The following is a 13,141-nucleotide window of genomic DNA, read 5'->3' on the forward strand; positions in this document are numbered from 1 at the left end:
GGGTAAAGGGGCCCACATGGCTTCGCTATTGTCTCGGCCGGATGCCACGCTAGCGTTGATCGCCGCTCCATCGCTGCTGGTGGTCCTGATTGCCGGCGGGCTGGCGCTGAGATCTGGCGTCATCAACCACGCTTCGGAAGGCGTTGCTGTCAGTACGCCGGAGACAGTCACGGTTGCGTCGCGTACATATAATTACCGCGCTCCGGGCGAGTACACGCGAGACGGATATGCGGTAGATGCGCCGCTGCTTGCTATTTCCGGCACTCCTTCCCTTACGATCATGAAGTATCAAGTCTCTAGGGGCGAATACGACCGCTGCGTGGCTGATGGCGCTTGCCCGCAGCCGGAACCGGAGCATTTGCCGTCAGGGAAGGTCGATGTTCCTGTGACGGGGGTTAGCCTTGAGGACGCGCAAGCCTATGCGAATTGGCTCAGCCGGCAAACGGGCGAGGCGTGGCGGCTCCCGACGGATAGTGAGCTTGCATTCGCTGCCGGTTCGCGGTTTCCGGATGATGCATTGGGGACCGATAGTCCGAATCCGGCGGTTCGGTGGTTGGAGAGGTATCGTAGAGAGACGGCGCGCGGAGCGGCCCGTGATCCGGTGCCGAAGCAAAGGGGGCATTTCGGGGAAAACGAGTTCGGACTGGCCGACTTCGGAGGCAACGTCTGGGAATGGACTACGACCTGCTACCGTCGCGTTATTGCAGGCGCTACCGAGCAAGCCGATACTTCGCCATGCGGAGTGCAGTTCGTGTCGGGCGAACACCGCGCGGCGATGGTCTCCTTCATTCGCAATCCAAAAGGTGGCGGATGCGCCGTCGGTGCGCCTCCGGAGAATCTCGGGTTCCGTCTGGTCAAGGACGGCCGGTGGTACGAACCGCTGTTGAAAGCGTTCCGTTAGCTGAGGGGCGCGACGCCAGAGCACGTCGGGGCGCTGTGCTCGAGCTTTGGACCTGTACCTTCATCATGATAGATTTACGGCCTGCCACGTGAGGGCGCTGGTCGTGAAAATCGACAAAACCACAGTCAAGTCGCTCCCCCTATTCAAGGACATGAACGACGCGGACCTCGACGTGTTTCTGGACCACGCGTCGATTCGGCGTGTGGCTCAGGGCGAGCCCGTGTTCAAACAGGCCCAGCAGGCGGACAACTTCTTCCTGCTTCTCAACGGGCGACTGAAGGTTACGCAAGTGACCGGCGACGGGCAACAGGTCATCGTTCGCGTCGTGCACCCGGGTGAACTGTTCGGCTTTGCCGTAGCGCTGCAGCGCCCGGACTATCCCGGCACGGCGCAGGCGGCTATCGAAAGCGAAGTCCTCGTGTGGCCGAGCGAACTTTGGTCACAGCTGATTGAGTGCAACGGCCGCGCGGCCGTGAGCGCCATCCAGACCATGGGCAAGCAACTCGAGGACGCCCATACGCGCATTCGAGAGATGTCGACTCAGGAGGTCGAGCGGCGTGTCGCGCATGCGATTCTGCGGCTCTCCCTGCTGGCAGGCCGGAAAGGGGGAGGCGGGATCGAAATTGCCTTTCCGATCTCGCGGCAGGACATCGCAGAGATGACGGGAACGACCTTGCACACCGTCTCGCGCGTCCTCAGCGCGTGGGAAGCCCAGGGCCTCGTCGAATGCGGGCGGCAGAAGGTCATCGTACGCGATCTCGACGGGTTGTCGCGTCTAGCCGAGGGTACGCGCGGCTGAGGCCTGCGCTGCTTCGCCGCGCGCGGCGTCTTACCTCCGCTGCGGCGCCCGGAAACCCCGCTTCACTTGCCTTTCGTCAAGTGCATCCGGCTGCTGCGCGTCAGAGTCCGTCTCCCATGGCCATTGGCGGGAGACAGTCAACAATGCGCGAAGTCATGACAAAGACCATGGCCCGAAACATCTTCTATGGCGGGTCAATATTCTTCATTCTCATTTTCGTCGGCCTGACAGCCCACAGCCACTACTACGTCGTCACCAAATCGACGGCAGGAACGCCGCTGACGGAGTCCGTCGCCCGGGGCAAGCGGGTGTGGGAGGCCAACGCCTGCATCAACTGCCACACCATTCACGGCGAGGGCGCGTATTTCGCGCCCGAGGTCGGGAACGTCATGACCCGCTGGGGCGTGGTCGATTCTCCTGACGACGCTTTCCAGGTTCTCAAAGGTTGGATCGAGGCCCAGCCCAGCGGGGTTCCAGGCCGCCGCCAGATGCCGCGCTTTCACCTGTCCGACGAAGAGATACGGGACCTCTCAGACTTCCTGATCTGGACCGACAAGACAAACACCCAGGGCTGGCCACCGAAAGATTCCGGTTGAAGCCGACGCACGGAGAACAAATCAATGAAATACCAGACTCAGAAGATCGCCCTCGCATACTTCGTCGTCGCTCTCGCCCTGTTTATTGTACAGGTGTCTGGCGGGCTGCTCGCGGGGTGGATCTACATATCGCCCAACACGCTGTCGGAAGTGCTGCCGTTCAACATCGTGCGGATGCTGCACACCAACGCGCTCATCGTGTGGCTGCTGCTCGGCTTCTTCGGCGCTGCCTACTTTATCGTTCCAGAGGAGGCAGAGCGCGAGATCTATTCGACTAAAATCGCCTACTACCAGCTCGCGATTCTGGTGCTGGGCACGCTTGGCGCCGTCGTCACCTACGTGTTCGACCTGTTCCACGGCAACATCCTGCTCGGCAAAGATGGACGGGAGTTTCTCGAGCAGCCGATGTGGGTGAAGATGGGCATCGTCGTTGCGGCGCTGATGTTCCTCTACAACATCTCGATGACCGTGCTCGCAGGCAAGAAGACGGCAATCACGAGTGTGCTCCTGATCGGATTGTGGGGCCTGGCGCTGCTGTTCCTTTTCGCCTTCTACAATCCCGCAAACCTCAGCGTCGACAAGATGTACTGGTGGTACGTGGTGCACCTTTGGGTCGAAGGCGTGTGGGAGTTGATCATGGCCTCGATCCTCGCCTATCTGATGCTGAAGCTCACGGGAGTAGACCGCGAGATCGTCGAGAAATGGCTCTATGTCATTGTCGGCACGGCGCTGTTCTCTGGGATCCTCGGCACGGGCCACCACTACTATTGGATCGGCACGCCAGGTTACTGGCAATGGATCGGCTCGATCTTCTCCTCCCTGGAGGTCGTTCCCTTCTTTCTCATGATGGCATTCAGCTTCGTCATGGTGTGGAAGGGTCGGCGCGAGCACCCCAACAAAGCGGCACTGCTATGGTCTCTCGGCTGCACGACGCTGGCATTCTTCGGCGCCGGCGTGTGGGGCTTCATGCATACGCTGCATGGCGTCAACTTCTACACACACGGTACGCAGCTTACGGCGGCGCACGGGCACCTCGCTTTCTTCGGCGCTTACGTTTCGCTCAATCTCGCCATTTTCACATACGCATTCCCGATGCTGCGCAACCGCGACCCCTATAACCAAGTGCTCATCATGGCGAGCTTCTGGCTTATGGCGGGAGGCATGACGTTCATGACGTTCGTGCTGACCTTCGCGGGGACCATCCAGACGCATCTCCAGCGCGTGCTGGGCCAGCCCTACATGGATGTGCAGGACCAGATCATGCTGTTCCACTACATGCGTTTTGGAGCAGGGGTCGCCGTCGTGCTCGGTGCGGTTCTCTTCATCTTCGCCACGCTGGTGCCCCGGCGAGAAATCATTGCGACGGGCTCGACGAAACTCTCGCCGGCGGAGTAGCCAGGATGCAAGTTCTTCAACGCGAAAAGGAGGGGACGGCTGTCCCCTTCTATCTTCCTCAGGGTGATGAATGCTCCATCTTCGAGGCGGCATACACGAAGCAGATGCCGCTTCTGCTTAAGGGGCCGACTGGCTGCGGAAAGACCCGCTTTGTAGCGCACATGGCGGCGACGCTTGGTCGGCCACTATATACGGTCGCGTGCCACGACGACCTCTCGGCCTCTGACTTGATCGGGCGGTTTCTGCTCAAGGGTGGCGAGACGGAATGGGTAGATGGGCCGCTGACGCGCGCTGTACGCGAAGGCGCGATCTGCTACCTGGACGAGGTCGTCGAGGCTCGCAAGGACGTGACCGTGGTGTTGCATCCTCTGACGGACGATCGCCGCATGCTGCCGATCGAGCGGACGGGGGAGGTTCTGGAGGCGGGTCCGCAGTTCATGCTCGTCGCCTCCTACAACCCGGGCTACCAGAACATCCTGAAGACGCTGAAGCCTTCCACGAGGCAGCGCTTTCTAGCCATCGATTTCGATTTTCCCCCTGCCGAGCGGGAGATCGAAATCGTCGTGCGTGAGAGCGGCCTGGCGCGCGACCGCGTCGCACAACTTGTCCGCCTTGCAGGCAAGCTGCGATTGCTGAAGGGGCAAGATCTGGAGGAGGGGGTGTCGACCCGCCTCGTCGTCTACTGCGCCAGCCTGATCCAGGGCGGCATGCCGACGGAGCGTGCCGTCGAGGTCGCGTTGATCGAGCCCCTGAGCGACGACGCGGACATCAAGCAGGGTTTGCGTGATCTCGTTTCAACCGTCTACGGGTGAGCGCATCGGATGCCTCCAGTTGAATTCGAGCCGTGGGAGCCTGAAGAGAGCGTCGGCAAGCTGTGGCACTCGCTCGTCGACGGACTCGATGCGCCGGGCGCGTTCCTAGACGCCGCGGTAACGCTTGATGAGACTCGCGGTCGGTTGGGAGTCCTCTTTCGCGGCCTTGGAGGTGCGCGCGATGTCGAGATCAAGGTGGCGACGCCGCAGGCCTCGACATATCGCCTCTCGTGGCGGCGCGCGTTGGGGCGTAATACCGAACGTGTCGCTGTGCCGAGCTTCGATGGCGAGGCACTGCGGTTGCCGGAGCGCATCGCCGCCTTTCCAGCGCGCGACGCCAACATCGCGCTGTATCTTTGGCTTTCGGCGGCCGCCGTCTTTGCGCGCGGCCCGGAGTCTGAGTCCGACCCGCTGAGAGCGGACGTGCGAATGCTCCAAGCCGCGCAACGGATGACACGCGACACACTTGCCGAGTGCCCGGGATTGCGCCGGACGCATGCGGCTCTTGCTCTCGAGACACGCGAGCGGCGCGCCGAGCGCCGGGTCCCCCGCGCCGAGGCGGCGATCGAGTCGGCCATTCTTCATTTGCTCGGCGCTCCCCCGCCCAATGATGAACTGGCCGCCGCAGTCTCAGCCGCGGTTCGTGGGGAAGCAGCCGATCTTTCTGGATTCACGGCGCCGCGCGGATACCGTCCGTTTCTTCCGGTGCTGTTGTGGCCTGACCTGCGTGCGGCGACCAGCATACGCAACTTCGCACGCGAGGATGCACCGCATGAGACTGCCGAGACACCGTCTGACGCGGAGCACGGCACGTTCAAAGCTTCGCGCAAGCCTTCCGATCAGGCTGTACGCAAAGACAGTCTCATTCTGCATAAGTTCGAGGCAATTCTATCGTGGGCGGAGCTACTCAACGTCAACCGTCGCATCGACGACGACGACGAAGAGAATGCCAGGAAAGCCGCCGACGACCAGGACGAGATCAGCCTTGCGCAGGTGCCGCAGCGTGCCCGCACGCGTCTGAAATTGCACCTCGACCTGTCGCCCGAGGAGGCCGAGTTCGAGCGTCTGGCAGGCGTTCACGTCTATCCCGAGTGGAACCACCGCACGAAGGCATATCTGCCGGACTACTGCCGCGTTCTCACGGGCGATGTTGGGCAGCCGCGCGATATCTCATCCGTGCAGGACGAAGCCCGTGCTCGCCGAATCCGCAGTGTGCGCAGGCAATTCGAGACATTGCGGCCAAAGCGCGTTCAGCTCACGCGACAGATCGAAGGACACGATATCGACGTATCAGCGGCAGTCGCGGCTCGCGTCGACTTGGCGGCGACAGGGGAACATTCAGACCGGGTGTATATCGATAGTCGCAGCCAGGAGCGTGACCTTGCGGTATCGATACTTCTCGACGCCTCGCGGTCGACAGAAAGTTACGTTGCCGGACGGCAAGTCATCGACATCGAGCGGGAAGCGCTGATTGCGCTTGCGTGGGGGCTGGACGCGTGCGGCGACGACACATCCATTGACGCATTTTCATCTCGGCGTCGCGACCGCGTCTTCGTGCAATCCTGCAAGCGCTTTGACGAGGCGATGTGTGCGGCCGTGGAGCAACGCATCGAAGCTCTGCGACCCGGACATTACACGCGGCTGGGGACAGCCCTGCGCCATGTCTCGAGCATGCTGGCTGAGCGGCCGCGGCAGCGGCGCCTTCTGCTTGTTCTGACCGATGGCAAGCCCAACGACATCGATCACTACGAGGGGCGCTACGGCATCGAGGACACGCACATGGCGGTGCGGGAAGCGCGGCGGCGCGGGCAATCCGTCTTCGGGGTCACGATCGATAGCAAATCTCAAGCGACACTCAGCAGGATATTCGGCAAGGGCGGATACGTCGTCATCCCGGATCCTGAAAAACTGACGGCGGCGCTCCCGCAACTCTACCGTCATCTGGTGCAAGGATGAGCAGAAGCGAGGACTCGCGTCGCGGCGTGGACGGCTCCGATGTATTGTCGGAGCTGCCGGGCGAGCTGATGATGTGGGTGCTGATCGCGAGCGAGCTGATGGTGTTCGGCGCGGGGCTGATCGCCTTTCTTTCCGTACGCATTGCCGATCCGGCAAGGTTTGAGGCAGATCAGGCCCTGCTCGATCAAGGCGCCGGCGCGCTCAACACGCTCGTGCTCGTGACGAGTGGCCTCTTTGCTGCGATAGCGCTTCGTTCGCGAGAGAGCGGGAGAAGGAGCGCCGCGCGCTGCTGGCTTCTCGCCGCAAGCTGCCTCGGCGTCGTCTTTCTGATCGTCAAGGCGTTTGAGTATGCGAGTAAAGCCTCGCTCGGGATCGACATCGAGACGAGCCAGTTCTTCACGTTCTACTATCTCATCACGGGCTTTCACGCCCTTCATGTCGTCGCGGGTATCGCTGTCTTAGGACTGGTTGCCTGGGCCGACAGCACCCGTAACATGGAAGCAGGCGTCGCCTTCTGGCACCTCGTCGACCTCGTCTGGGTGCTGCTGTTTCCGATCATCTATGTGTTGGGGTGAAGCTCATGCCGCTTCGGGACCTCATCGTAGCCTGGGTAGCCCTGATCGCCCTGAGCCTTGGTACCTTGGTCTTGGCGACGGCAGGCACCACCGGGCGAGGAGCAACGATCATCGCAGCTGGAGTGCTTGCGCTGGCGGGTTTCAAGGCGCGAGTGATCCTGACGCGTTACCTCGGCCTCCAACATTCGCTGTTCTGGAGGCGTTCTTTCGACTTGGCGATCGGGCTCTTTCTTGCGCTCAGTTTCGCGCTTCACACCATCGGATCAGGAGGGTGAGGTGGCTGGAAACGATAGCCGGTGTACCGTTCCGCTTGGGCTGATTCTATTCTGCTTTGCGATGATGGGGCCGGCCTTCGCCATCAACACGGCGTTTATCGCACTGGCCGTGCCAGCGATGACGCCCTATGGCTTACGGGGGCTTGTCGTCGTCGGGATGATCGGGTCCATATTCGGCATCTTCCCCGCACTGTGGCTCGCGCGCCGGATACACGAGGGCATCCGCGAACGATGAAGGCGACAGACCGAGAGGTCAATCCATCGCCTTCAAGCATCGCCCACCTGTTGCCGCAGCTATTGGCGTCGCGAGAGACTTACAGCGTAGGCTGGTGAACGCACGGCGAAAATCGGATCGTGAGCCGGTGCGGATATTCCTTCGGCCAGATTGGCGGGATCGAAGGTTGTTGCATCGCAAGCCGTATCGCCGGCGATTGATGTGATCGAGACTGTTCCGAGCGCCGCGGTTCTGCGGCTCTCCTCCGGCCACATCGCCGACGGATCATCGGTCGGATCGGACTCCTTTCCGATGATGGCCGTAAGTGAGAATTCCACAGGCGCTTTGTTCAGGCGGTCCTCAAGTTCCGTTCTGTAGAAGTCTGCGGGTTTGGCCTTTGCTTCCTCGTCAGTCAGCCCCGCTTCCCCCGCCAAGGGAGTCAGCTTGAACTTCACTGTGGTCGGTTTGGCGTCCGCATTTGTCAGTGTGTAAGCGTGGACTGGCCAATAGTTGACGCCGGCATAGCTGGCAGGAACCGGATGGGCTGAGAGCCAGGCTCCTTGTCGGGTTGTGTTCGGATTTGCTGCTGCGAATGTCTTGATCTTCTCTTGATCTGGTTTGCCGTCGGCGCTTGGCGCCCTGGCCTTTAGGAAGCCCAGCATCTGATCGGGTGTGCTGGCAAAGAACATTGGTGTGGAGATCGCAACGAGATCGGTATGTGATCCACCGGCATCCTCGAGCCGCAAAGCAAAGCCGCGTGGAGCGCTTTTCGTCGCGTCAGGAATGTTTGGCTTGCCGCCGCCTATGGAAAAACGGCCGAGCACTGGGACGGTCATTGCGAACGGTGTGGCTTTCGTCAGATCCTTCGCTGTGGCAGTGGGTCGGAACTCGCCCTTGACGCAGATGCCCTTGGCGTGGCTCGCCCGCACGTCATGCTTTCCGAACACGGCATTGAGAGCATCTATCAGCTGCTCAGGCATATCCTCATTTGCCTGCACCGCCGAGGCCGCTGTGACGAACGCAAGCAGTTGTACCCATATGGCAAGTTTCATTTCTCATTCCTCCCGTTGTTGGCGCTAGGCGCAGCTCGTCTTGTCGTTCGTGCAAGTGGCCTTGCCGCAAAGGTCCGAGCAGGGATTAGTCGAACGGGATATGCGTTGCGTTATGGGTGGGACAAAAATAATCTTGCGTCGATGAGACGTGCAATTTCAGTCGAGCAGTTCGAAGCGGAGGTCGTGGCGCACCGGCAGCTGTTGTTTAGGCTCGCAATGGTACAGCTTCAGGAACCTGCATCCGCCGAAGACGTTGTTCAGGAAACAATCCTCGCGGCCTTGCTAGCGCGAGAAAAATTCAAACGTGAATCTAGCATCAGGACATGGCTCATCTCGATCATGCGCTACAAGGTGATAGACGCTCTTCGCGCTCGGAGCCGATATGTCGGTGCGCAGCCGGCCGTTGCGGCTGAAGAGTGTGACGAGGGGGCATTTGATAGGTTGTTTGATGCCAATGGCTGCTGGAAGGACGCCAAAGATGCTTGGAGCGATCCTCACTCGGCGGCGGAACAAACCGCCTTTTTTAGAATTCTAGAAGCGTGCCTTGCCCGCCTGCCCGAGCGGACGTCGCGAGCCTTCATGATGCGAGAATGGCTGGAGATGGAGCCCGGCGAGATACAATCGCTTTTGAACGTTACACCAACGAACCTGCGTGCGCTCCTTTATCGGGCGAGGATGCAACTTCGACTTTGCATGGACCTCAATTGGGAGCGCTGAGATGGCCGGGGAGCCACTGACCTGTCGGGATACCACGTGGCTCGTCAGTGATGCTCGAGAGCGTGCATTGACAAGTGAGGAGAGGGAGGCCCTCAAAGCGCATGTCGACAAATGCGCGTATTGCAGTCGGGCCAGCGTCCAGTTCGAGATGCTATTCAGGCAGCTCGAAGCCTATTTTGGAAGGCACGAGTGATCAGCCAATGCGGAGGGCTAGGACACACGTTTTAGCCATTACAGGACCAGTCCCTCCTTGGCGAAGGTGAGCCCGAAGCGCCGAGAACATGCAGATGGAAGTGCCCGTTCAAAGCGGGCGTGCCGCATCGTGTCCAACAGCCTGCCGGCTTAACCGAAGTCAACGTCACGACATCTATCGTGTGGCAAAAGCATCAGCCCACTTGAACTCTGTGCCAGAGAACCGCTTCGCAGGTGCCACACTCATCGGGCCACCACATGGCTGCTGACAATTGTGAAATCCCTGTCGTGTATTCGTGCTCGGGCTGCTCGACTGCCGCGCAGATGGCGAACCACGTCGCAATCCGCCTGGACCGCGAGCGGCACGCAGATATGTCGTGCATTGCCGGCGTCGGCGGTGACGTTCCCTCCCTTGTGCGCGTTGCCAAGTCTGGACGGAAAATCGTCGCCATCGATGGTTGTCCGCTTCATTGCGCATGGCGATGCCTTGAACGTCACGGCGTGAAGCCTGACCTGCATTTCACTCTGACAAAGATCGGAATAAGGAAGCGATACCACGCGGATTTCAACGAGGTGGATGCAACAGAAGTATTTCGCCGGATCGTCGGCGAATTGAAGGGCGAAAGCCCCGTGGACAGCTAATTCAAGGTCGAACGGCTGGCCCTCAATTCGAGCTGATGTGGGTGCGACAAGCAGCTCGATGAGCGTATCCGTCATTGACTGCGCGAATAGACGCAACTGGAACGATGTTACCTTCGTCACCGAGCATGCAGCGCTGCACGTCTATGAGAGATAGCTACGGGCAAGTCATGCGCATGGCAAAAGACCCAATTCGGTCCACCTGTATGAACGATCCCAGTATGCAAAGGGCGGATCCCGAAGCAGTTCCCGTGCGCTGCAAGGCGGCTGGAACATCGCGTGCACACATTGGGGAGTCGGCTGGCAAAGGTGGCAGCGCGCGACCGAGGTGACATGGCAGCGGATGGCTGTCGCGACAGGGCGCACAAAAAGAAAGATGCTCAATTTAGCCAGTGGAACTTACCGACCGGCCCGCTCGCAAACTCGAATCTTGATCCAGCGGTCGCGTTTGTATGGATCGATGGTGATGTGAATGCCGACCGGCAAGGCGGTCCAAAGGCGACGGCCAGCGGCCAAATCCATTTTTACAAGACCGATCGCTCTAAAGACGGCGAGGACCATCTTAATCTCGGACAGCGGCCTGCGGCTCTTGGTGACGAGACTCGATATCTGAGCCGGCCCCAGCCGACGCATAAGCCGCAGAAGCTGGCGGTTCGGAGGATCGAGAAACTTGAAAAGCGCAGCTAGGGAATTGAAGCTAGCGTCACCCGCCACCGACGAAGGGAAGCGGCCGGCGCGAGCGGCATCCGCCATTTTGCGGCGGTGTTCGCGGGCATCGCGGATGCCAGGGCGGGGGGCGCGGCTAGACCGCGTGCGGTTTGGTGATTTGCGACGCTGAGATGTCACGCATCACCCGAGGACTGACGTACCTCCAAAGGACAAATCTGCGCCGGCTTGAAGCCCACATCTTCGTCGAACCGGGTATAGCCACGCGGATTGCTGACCACGCGGCATTCGCCAAGCTGGTAATCGCGGGTAGCGTGCGTATGACCGTGAACCCAGAGGCGCGTCCGCTCGACGACGTGGTCGAGGTTCGAAGCAAACGCTGCTGAGAGAAGATCCGCCTGATATTGAGCGGCGATGCTCCGCAGGCTTGGAGCCGTGTGGGTGATGACGACGCAACCTCCACTGTGCGCCGCAAGCTGCATGTCGAGCCACTTGGCACTTAGCTCGTACTCCGCCAGGGCGTCGGACGCCTCCCAGAGCCGATCTTGGCGTCTGATCGCGCGGTGATCGTTCATGGTGCGCTCGGCACGCATCATTGCGGCGTCTACGCTGCGCTCGCCGAATAGCCGATAGTCGGTCCATAGCGTAGCTCCGAGGAACACAATGCCATCGATAGCGACGACGTCGCGATCGAGGACGTGAATATTGGGAAACTGCTCGGCTGCTGCACGGCCGGCAGCGCGCTCGGCATCGAAATCGAAGCCGTAGTACTCGTGGTTGCCTGGTACGTAGATGACGGGCTTGCCGTCGAGGCCATGCTCGGCGATCCAGCGCACGCCGCGCCCGAGACCCTGGCAGATGTCACCGGCGATGATGACGACGTCGTGCTCTGGCCGCGGTTCTGGGATCTCCCATGGTGTGCGGGCATTGACGTCGATGTGCAGGTCCGAAAAAATCCAAGCGCGCATATTTTCAGCTCGCATCACGGTTGGCTTCTGGCGTCTGCAACTCGAACAGACGCCGCGGGACCTCCCGGAGGCCAATAACTCCGGCAGAGCAGGCGCCTGCCACGCCCCTTATGGTGCGTCCGAAGTACGTTCGTCCGTCGGGCTTCCTCGTCGAAGCGATCTCGACAGAGTGATCGGCGCAACGCGCAGCATGCGAGCAATTTCCCATGGCGACATCCGTCCAAGTTCCAGTGTGCGCTTTGCCCATTCCAACTCTGCGTCGGTGATTTTCTGCTCGCGCCCGAGGTGCTGGCCGCGGGCCTTGGCGGCAGCCATTCCGGCGCGTGTGCGCTCGCTGATCAGACTGCGCTCAAACTCCGCAATCGCACCCATGATATGAAACAGCAATCGGCCACTTGCGGTCGTCGTGTCGATGGCTTCCGACAACGAACGAAATCCGATCTCCTCCGCCTCGAGGCGCGTGATCACCTGGATAAGGTGAGCCAGGCTGCGTCCCAATCGGTCGAGTTTCCAGACGACCAGCACGTCTCCGGGTGCTAGAGCGCGTAACGCGCGATTGAGCTCCCGCCGCTCGGTTGCCGCGCCACTGATGCCTTCATCGCAGAATATCCGTTCGCAACCAGCAGCTCTGAGAGCGTCGAGCTGCATTCCCAAGTTCTGTTCGTCCGTCGAGATGCGTGCGTAGCCGATCAACATGCCTTCGTGTTCGCAAGCCGCTCTCGTTCGCGGAAAACCGCGCACGGCTCACACTATCAAATGGGGTCCCTTTTGATGGTGCACACGCGGCGTCTCCGCACGGCGCGCAAAACCATCAGAATGCGGAGTTTACCATTTTTGATGAGGTGCTGCCAACCCCCATGACAAAAGGGACCCCTTTTGAAAAACGATATGGGTAGGTAGTGCGCAAGATCCGTCGAGCGAATCCGTCGAAATTTGAATTTCCGCACATAGTGCTCGCCGTCCGAGATGCTGACGTCGATGTCTTCCGCGGCAAAGCATCTAACGGCGCGACATCAATTCATGTTGGGGGACTAGCAAGCAGTCTGATCTTCAAGGAGCCGCGCGAGGCGTTCTTGCAGGTGTCCAGCGGCATGGAGATCAAAGCGCTTGGGTACGCCAGCGGGAACTCGCGCTGGACGGTCATCTGCGATCTTCCCCGCGATCAGTTTGTCGATCTATTAGCGATCGTGCTCGCCGGCCGGCTCAGCGTCGTGGAGATGGACTTCAACCAGCTGAAATGGAATAGGGGCACCTTGGAAGCGATTGAGTTCGGCACGCGGGCGCTGGGCGCGTCCAATTAGCTCGCCGTCTCAAAGCAGATCCCGGATGTCGAGGCTTCTGCGCATTACCCCGCGCACTTGAAGGTCCTCGACGAGCCTTCTGG

16 protein-coding genes are annotated in these 13,141 nt (G+C 60.5%); 13 read left to right on the top strand and 3 right to left on the bottom strand.

All coding sequences use genetic code 11. The features are described from left to right. Window positions 1–16 precede the first annotated feature (16 nt). The 9 genes from ACP15D_RS18360 to ACP15D_RS18400 all read left to right on the top strand — a co-directional run bounded on the left by ACP15D_RS18360 (window position 17) and on the right by ACP15D_RS18400 (window position 7,544). Window positions 17–901, top strand: coding sequence for an SUMF1/EgtB/PvdO family nonheme iron enzyme (locus ACP15D_RS18360; protein ID WP_424958858.1), 885 nt, complete (start codon window positions 17–19; stop codon window positions 899–901). Between the two features lie 103 nt (window positions 902–1,004). Next, the gene (locus ACP15D_RS18365) at window positions 1,005–1,700 is read left to right on the top strand and encodes a Crp/Fnr family transcriptional regulator (RefSeq protein WP_424958859.1); all 696 of its coding nucleotides are present in this window, start codon (window positions 1,005–1,007) and stop codon (window positions 1,698–1,700) included. Between the two features lie 143 nt (window positions 1,701–1,843). Continuing rightward, window positions 1,844–2,296 (top strand): c-type cytochrome, encoded by a 453-nt coding sequence (locus ACP15D_RS18370; protein ID WP_424958860.1) that lies wholly within the window; start codon window positions 1,844–1,846, stop codon window positions 2,294–2,296. Between the two features lie 24 nt (window positions 2,297–2,320). After that, window positions 2,321–3,691 (top strand): cbb3-type cytochrome c oxidase subunit I, encoded by a 1,371-nt coding sequence (locus tag ACP15D_RS18375; protein WP_424958861.1) that lies wholly within the window; start codon window positions 2,321–2,323, stop codon window positions 3,689–3,691. A 5-nt stretch (window positions 3,692–3,696) separates the two neighbouring features. Next, complete coding sequence (locus tag ACP15D_RS18380) at window positions 3,697–4,503, top strand: CbbQ/NirQ/NorQ/GpvN family protein (protein WP_424958862.1); 807 nt, start codon at window positions 3,697–3,699, stop codon at window positions 4,501–4,503. A gap of 9 nt (window positions 4,504–4,512) precedes the next feature. After that, the gene (locus tag ACP15D_RS18385; RefSeq protein WP_424958863.1) at window positions 4,513–6,459 is read left to right on the top strand and encodes a nitric oxide reductase activation protein NorD; all 1,947 of its coding nucleotides are present in this window, start codon (window positions 4,513–4,515) and stop codon (window positions 6,457–6,459) included. Beyond that, window positions 6,456–7,034, top strand: coding sequence for a cytochrome c oxidase subunit 3 family protein (locus tag ACP15D_RS18390; RefSeq protein WP_424958864.1), 579 nt, complete (start codon window positions 6,456–6,458; stop codon window positions 7,032–7,034). Before ACP15D_RS18385 ends, ACP15D_RS18390 begins: the two co-directional genes overlap by 4 nt. Window positions 7,035–7,039: 5 nt before the next feature. Then, window positions 7,040–7,309: a hypothetical protein gene (locus ACP15D_RS18395; protein WP_424958865.1), complete on the top strand. Its 270-nt coding sequence runs from the start codon at window positions 7,040–7,042 to the stop codon at window positions 7,307–7,309. Between the two features lies 1 nt (window position 7,310). Then, window positions 7,311–7,544: a hypothetical protein gene (locus ACP15D_RS18400; protein ID WP_424958866.1), complete on the top strand. Its 234-nt coding sequence runs from the start codon at window positions 7,311–7,313 to the stop codon at window positions 7,542–7,544. A gap of 59 nt (window positions 7,545–7,603) precedes the next feature. Here the strand turns inward: ACP15D_RS18400 and ACP15D_RS18405 are convergent, their stop codons facing one another. After that, the gene (locus ACP15D_RS18405; RefSeq protein ID WP_424958867.1) at window positions 7,604–8,575 is read right to left on the bottom strand and encodes a catalase family peroxidase; all 972 of its coding nucleotides are present in this window, start codon (window positions 8,573–8,575) and stop codon (window positions 7,604–7,606) included. A gap of 105 nt (window positions 8,576–8,680) precedes the next feature. Here ACP15D_RS18405 and ACP15D_RS18410 point away from each other — a divergent pair, with 105 nt between their 5' ends. The 3 genes from ACP15D_RS18410 (at window position 8,681) to ACP15D_RS18420 (ending at window position 10,810) form a co-directional block, all read left to right on the top strand. Next, window positions 8,681–9,292, top strand: coding sequence for a sigma-70 family RNA polymerase sigma factor (locus tag ACP15D_RS18410; protein WP_424958868.1), 612 nt, complete (start codon window positions 8,681–8,683; stop codon window positions 9,290–9,292). A 516-nt stretch (window positions 9,293–9,808) separates the two neighbouring features. Beyond that, window positions 9,809–10,126: a putative zinc-binding protein gene (locus tag ACP15D_RS18415; RefSeq protein WP_424959274.1), complete on the top strand. Its 318-nt coding sequence runs from the start codon at window positions 9,809–9,811 to the stop codon at window positions 10,124–10,126. Between the two features lie 330 nt (window positions 10,127–10,456). Then, a complete protein-coding gene (locus ACP15D_RS18420; protein ID WP_424958869.1) occupies window positions 10,457–10,810 on the top strand; it encodes a hypothetical protein in 354 nt (117 codons plus the stop codon). 155 nt (window positions 10,811–10,965) lie between these two features. Here ACP15D_RS18420 and ACP15D_RS18425 read toward each other — a convergent pair whose 3' ends face one another. Together ACP15D_RS18425 and ACP15D_RS18430 are read right to left on the bottom strand one after the other, a co-directional pair. Continuing rightward, window positions 10,966–11,757, bottom strand: coding sequence for a metallophosphoesterase (locus tag ACP15D_RS18425; RefSeq protein ID WP_424958870.1), 792 nt, complete (start codon window positions 11,755–11,757; stop codon window positions 10,966–10,968). Window positions 11,758–11,865: 108 nt separating this feature from the next. Beyond that, window positions 11,866–12,453, bottom strand: a complete 588-nt coding sequence (locus ACP15D_RS18430) for a recombinase family protein (RefSeq protein ID WP_424958871.1) — start codon at window positions 12,451–12,453, stop codon at window positions 11,866–11,868. Window positions 12,454–12,656: 203 nt separating this feature from the next. Here ACP15D_RS18430 and ACP15D_RS18435 point away from each other — a divergent pair, with 203 nt between their 5' ends. Beyond that, window positions 12,657–13,058: a hypothetical protein gene (locus ACP15D_RS18435; protein WP_424958872.1), complete on the top strand. Its 402-nt coding sequence runs from the start codon at window positions 12,657–12,659 to the stop codon at window positions 13,056–13,058. Window positions 13,059–13,141 lie beyond the last annotated feature (83 nt).

The organism is Hyphomicrobium sp. 1Nfss2.1, assembly GCF_965243865.1.
Lineage (GTDB): Bacteria > Pseudomonadota > Alphaproteobacteria > Rhizobiales > Hyphomicrobiaceae > Hyphomicrobium_A.

Coding starts and splice junctions, on each gene's coding strand:
- ACP15D_RS18385 (WP_424958863.1), top strand. CDS start 4,513: ATGCCTCCAGTTGAATTCGAGCCGTGGGAGCCTGAAGAGAGCGTCGGC.
- ACP15D_RS18395 (WP_424958865.1), top strand. CDS start 7,040: ATGCCGCTTCGGGACCTCATCGTAGCCTGGGTAGCCCTGATCGCCCTG.
- ACP15D_RS18380 (WP_424958862.1), top strand. CDS start 3,697: ATGCAAGTTCTTCAACGCGAAAAGGAGGGGACGGCTGTCCCCTTCTAT.
- ACP15D_RS18420 (WP_424958869.1), top strand. CDS start 10,457: ATGGCAGCGGATGGCTGTCGCGACAGGGCGCACAAAAAGAAAGATGCT.
- ACP15D_RS18390 (WP_424958864.1), top strand. CDS start 6,456: ATGAGCAGAAGCGAGGACTCGCGTCGCGGCGTGGACGGCTCCGATGTA.
- ACP15D_RS18425 (WP_424958870.1), bottom strand. CDS start 11,757: ATGCGCGCTTGGATTTTTTCGGACCTGCACATCGACGTCAATGCCCGC.
- ACP15D_RS18370 (WP_424958860.1), top strand. CDS start 1,844: ATGCGCGAAGTCATGACAAAGACCATGGCCCGAAACATCTTCTATGGC.
- ACP15D_RS18415 (WP_424959274.1), top strand. CDS start 9,809: ATGGCGAACCACGTCGCAATCCGCCTGGACCGCGAGCGGCACGCAGAT.
- ACP15D_RS18375 (WP_424958861.1), top strand. CDS start 2,321: ATGAAATACCAGACTCAGAAGATCGCCCTCGCATACTTCGTCGTCGCT.
- ACP15D_RS18405 (WP_424958867.1), bottom strand. CDS start 8,575: ATGAAACTTGCCATATGGGTACAACTGCTTGCGTTCGTCACAGCGGCC.
- ACP15D_RS18430 (WP_424958871.1), bottom strand. CDS start 12,453: ATGTTGATCGGCTACGCACGCATCTCGACGGACGAACAGAACTTGGGA.
- ACP15D_RS18360 (WP_424958858.1), top strand. CDS start 17: ATGGCTTCGCTATTGTCTCGGCCGGATGCCACGCTAGCGTTGATCGCC.